We start from the raw sequence: 4,744 nt of genomic DNA, 5'->3' as shown, positions 1-4,744 counted from the left end.
CCGCCGAGGGCAAGGGCGCGTCCGAGGGCAACGGCGCTGTGAAGCCGCCGACCGCCAAGCCGGGCGGCCTGGGCTTCAAGTCCACTGCGAAGGCCCCCGGCCGCAAGAGCTGATCACCGCTGGTGAATGAGCCCGGATCCCTAGGGATCCGGGCTCTTTTCATTCGAAATGTTTGCTGGCCAGCAAACTTTCATGGCTGAACTGGGACATGCCCTTGACTGAAGAGTTGCCGGAACCTACCTTTTAGAGCACGCTTTTGCTTCAAAGTGGTCCGGATCACGTCACAGATCCGTTCAGGACAGCATGCCGGCCTCCGCTGCCCTCTTGTCTCACAAGGAGATTCAGGTGGTACGTAGCAGAGTGCTGTCCACGGTCGCGGCCCTCACCGGGATCACGCCGATCATCGTCGCGATCATGCCCGCCGGTGTCGCCCACGCCCACGGGTATGTGTCGTCCCCGGCCAGCAGGCAGGCACAGTGCGCCCAGGGTGTCGTCAGCTGCGGGGATATCAGGTACGAACCGCAGAGTGCGGAGGGACCGAAGGGCCTACGCAGCTGCAGCGGCGGCGTCGGCCGCTTCGCGGAGCTGGACGACGACGACAAGGGCTGGCGCGTGCACCCGGTCGGGCGGACCGTGTCCTTCACCTGGAAGGTCACCGCCCCACACCGAACCGCCAACTGGGAGTACTACATCGGCGACACCCGGGTGGGCTTCGTGGACGGCGGCAACGAGCCGCCGCCGCAGACCTTCACGCACAGTGTCGATCTGGGGAACTTCACCGGGCGGCACCGGCTGCTCGCCGTCTGGAACATCGGGGACACCGCGAATGCGTTCTACTCCTGTATCGACCTGGATATCAACGACGGCGGATCCCCGACCGGCCCAACGCATCCCACGCCCACCACAGCACCGACCACCGCAGCACCGTCCACCACCACGCCCCCGACGACCACGACGACGCGCCCACCCACCACGACCGCTCCACTGCCGACCACGCCGCCACATCAGCACCCCACCACCGACCGACCCACCGCCGAGTCCTGGCGCCAGGGAGCCACATACCGCATAGGTGACGTGGTGTCCTACAACGGAATTCACTACAGCTGCCGCCAAGCCCACACCGTCCACGACCCGAACTGGACCCCGCCGAACACCCCGGCCCTCTGGCAGCGCCTGTAGCCGCACGCGGGTGGTGCACCGGGCGAGGTGCCGACGCCGCCACCTCGCCCCGCACGGCGCGACGACCGAGCCCATCCCACATCTACTGCCACACCGTGAAACCCGTTGGGACGAGCGCGCGGCGCCGGCACCTCCCGGCGTGACCGATTCGGGCGGCACAGCTGCCACGACCGACGAGCCGCTTCACAGTCGGCGCAGCGGCGTTGTCGTACCCAGCGGTCACGTCGAGCGCGATCGTGTCATCGAGCCCAGCGGTGTGCCGAGTAGCGGTCGCATCGCCCGACGCTGCGATATCCACAACTCTCCCTGCGCCGACCGGCGATCACGCGTGCGACCCGCCGCCACCCGCGCAGGGGGTGACCACCATGCACTTCGGCGGTACCCACCGGCCCCGTGACCGCAGTCCCCGGGGCCACACGGCAGCGCCAGCTCGGGGCATCCGAGTGCTTCGGGCCGCCCGCGAAGCGCGCCGATGGCCGCTGCGGCAGCGACGCACGCCTCGCGGCCATCCGCGCGGCGATGTGCGCACGGGCCGCAGCCGTCGATCGCGATACCGGTCCACGACCGCGATGCCGGTCCACCCGACAGACGCACGTCGGCTAACCGGCAGCAAGCGAAGGCGCGCGAGCTGGTCAATACTGATAGGTATGGCGGAGGCGGGAAGTGTTCGGGTCGAGATCGCGGTGGAGACGCTGGGCGGTGTGGAGGCGGCGGAGAGCGCCGGTGCGGATCGCATCGAGCTGGGCACCGGACTCTGCGCGGGCGGGCTGACCCCGAGTCCGGCATTGGTCGCCACGGCCCTCGAACTCACCTCGAGCACCCGGGTGCACGTGCTCATCCGCCCACGTCCCGGCGACTTCCGCTATTCCGCCGCGGAGGTCGCGCTGATGCGCGCCGATATCGGCCAGGTCCGCCGACTCGGCGCGGCGGGGGTGGTGTTCGGTGTGCTGGACGCCGACGGCCAGGTCGATATGGCCGCCAATGCCGCGCTCATCGAGGCCGCGGAGGATATGGAGGTCACCTTCCATCGCGCCTTCGATGTCTGCGCCGATCCCTACACCGCTTTCGAGCAGGTGATGGAGCTCGGATTCACGCGGCTGCTCACCTCGGGACGGCAGCCTTCGGTCGTCGAGGGCGCGACGCTCATCGCGAAACTCGTCACCCGAGCGCAGGGCCGCATCGACGTCATGGCGTGCGGTGGCCTGCGCGCCGACAATGCCGCCGAGGTGCTGGAACGTACCGGGGTGCGCGATCTGCACGCCGCCGTCCGCATTCCGGTGCCGGGACTGGAGGTCGAGGGCGCGGAGGTGTCCTTCGCCGAACCCGGTGCACCACAGGGTTTCGATCATTTCGCAACGGATGCGGCCGGGGTGGCCGCGCTCTGCGAGGTCGCGCGTTCGCGCGGGTGACTCCCGCCGGGTCCGCCCCGTCGACTGCCAGGAAAGGGGCGGACCCGGCGGGTTGCGAGGTGGCGTCAATCCTCGCTACCCGAACCCACCGCCAGAGCCGTCGTGATCAGCATCGACAGCGGTGGGAGTTTGCTGTCTCGGCTCGGCGGCACCACCCAGTGGCAGCCCTCGCGCGTCCACTGCCCGAGTCCGGTGGGCAGCATGACGGCGGAACCGACGGGCGGTATGCCGATGTCGAGACGGTTGAGCACCTGGAGTATCTGTTCGCCCGGCCGGGAATCGGGCGCCACGAGAAAACTCCAGCGGATCTGGCGAGCCAGCATGGGCGCCGACTCCCCTTGCTGTTCGAGTGCGGCGCGGACTTTTTCGGCCCGCACCACCGGCAGGTGGATAACTCCTGTGCGCCCGGTGATCGGAAGCATTACGAATCCGCCGCGCTCGATCACCGGGAGACCGAACTCGTGGCGGTAGAACGCCACCCAGTCCCCGACGGTTCTCAGCTTGTCCGCATTCACCCCGAACTCCTTGCCTGCTGAATCCAGGGTGGCCCCCGAGCCGGCGGTGTGAGAACGCCCGCACGCCCTCCTTACGCTGCCCTTCCGCCGCCACTGTTACCGGCGCGTAGACCCGGTGATACCAGCTCGGTTTCGCTTGTGGCCCATGTCACGACACGCTCGTACCCTGGACATCGGAGTTCGTTCGGAAGGGATGGACATCGTGGTCCGGCACTGGTCAGGTAAAGAGGCCCGCGCCCTTCGCGATGCCAAGCGGATGAGTATCCGAGAGTTCGCGGCGCATCTCGGTGTCCACGAACGCTTGGTGTCGAAATGGGAGGCCGGGGGAATTCGGGTGCATCCCCGACCCATCAATCAGGCCGCCCTCGATACCTCCCTGGCCAGGTCCGACGACGTTGTGCGGGCGCGGTTCGCGGCATTGATCGATCAGCCTCTGATCGACCGTCCCGGGCCCGGTTTCAGTGCGCGCCAGAGCAGTTCGGCGCAGGCCATTTATTCCAGCGACGCGGAACTACTGTCACTCGTGGATGCGGGTGCGATGAGGGGCGATGCGTTAGCGGCGATTTCGGAGAGGGATCTGATCATGGCGGCTGCCCATGAAGCAAGTGAGCACGCCGGGCGGGCCGAGAGCACCAACGTGGGAGCCACCACGTTGGAACAGCTCGACGCCGATGTCACGCGCATCGCGAACGATTACGTGCACGTGCCTCCCGTCCCGATGATGGTGGAGATGCTGCGCGTGCGACGCCGGGTGTACCGGCTGCTCGAGGGGCATCAGAGACCGGCCGACACCTCGCACCTGTATCTGTTGGCGGGCACCCTGTCCGGACTGCTCGCCAATGCCAGCACCGACCTCGGCTACTACGATGCCGCGGGCGAACAGGCCAGGGCCGCTTGGGCTTACGCGGAGCTGTGCGGCCACAACGGATTACGGGCCTGGACGCGCGGCATGCAGGCGCTGATCGAGTACTGGTCCGAGCGGCCGCGCCGCGCGGTGCTGCTGGCGCAGAACGGGCAGGAGTACGCGGAATCCACCACGGCCCAGGTGCGGCTGCACAATATCGAGGCGCGCATCTGGTCGCGGCTGGGCAGCAGCGCCGACACCGAGAACTGCATCCGCGCCGCCGAGGCCGCCCGCGGTTCCAGCGGCGCCAACGACTCGCTGCACGACGAGGTGGGCGGCGTCTTCGGATTCAACGAACCCAAGAGCCAGTACTACGCGGGCGCGACCTACATCCATCTGGGTCAGGCCGAACCCGCGCTCCAGGCCACCAGGCGCGCCATCGAGCTCTACGCCAACGGTCCGACCGAGCAGCGTTCCTACGGGGCGGAGGCCCTCGCGCGGGTGGACAGCGCCGCCGCGCACCTCATCAACGGGAGTCTCGACGGGGCCACCGAGGCCCTGCAACCGGTCCTGCAACTCGACGAGGACAAGCGCATCGCCCAGCTGGAGGAACGCCTGACCGGCCTACGTCAGCGGCTGGCCGGCCCCACCTTCCGCGAGGCGATCGAGGCCCGTCGCCTGGACGAACGCATCGAGGAGTTCTGCGGCACCACCGCCGCGAAGGGCATCCCACCGGGCTCCCCCACCCAGTGAGTTCAGCCCCTCACTCACCGAGCACAGCCTCGTGGTTCGCGGCG

At 68.4% G+C, this 4,744-nt stretch carries 4 protein-coding genes; 3 read left to right on the top strand and 1 reads right to left on the bottom strand.

What is annotated here, in order from left to right:
* Positions 1-345 precede the first annotated feature (345 nt).
* Complete coding sequence (locus tag QK444_RS32585; protein ID WP_282785903.1) at positions 346-1,179, top strand: lytic polysaccharide monooxygenase; 834 nt, start codon at positions 346-348, stop codon at positions 1,177-1,179.
* 647 nt (positions 1,180-1,826) lie between these two features.
* Positions 1,827-2,588 carry a copper homeostasis protein CutC gene (locus tag QK444_RS32580; RefSeq protein WP_282785902.1) on the top strand — a complete coding sequence of 254 codons (762 nt, stop codon included), beginning with the start codon at positions 1,827-1,829 and terminating at the stop codon, positions 2,586-2,588.
* A 65-nt stretch (positions 2,589-2,653) separates the two neighbouring features.
* Here QK444_RS32580 and QK444_RS32575 read toward each other — a convergent pair whose 3' ends face one another.
* Entirely contained in the window at positions 2,654-3,103 is a 450-nt protein-coding gene (locus QK444_RS32575) for a hypothetical protein (RefSeq protein WP_282785901.1), read from the bottom strand.
* A gap of 583 nt (positions 3,104-3,686) precedes the next feature.
* Between QK444_RS32575 and QK444_RS32570 the strand changes: the two genes are divergently transcribed.
* The gene (locus QK444_RS32570; RefSeq protein ID WP_282785900.1) at positions 3,687-4,700 is read left to right on the top strand and encodes an XRE family transcriptional regulator; all 1,014 of its coding nucleotides are present in this window, start codon (positions 3,687-3,689) and stop codon (positions 4,698-4,700) included.
* Positions 4,701-4,744: the final 44 nt, after the last annotated feature.

It is taken from the genome of Nocardia sp. CC201C, assembly GCF_030010695.1.
In the GTDB taxonomy this organism is placed as follows: Bacteria; Actinomycetota; Actinomycetes; order Mycobacteriales; family Mycobacteriaceae; genus Nocardia; species Nocardia otitidiscaviarum.
This window is presented reverse-complemented; position numbering and strand designations above follow the sequence as displayed.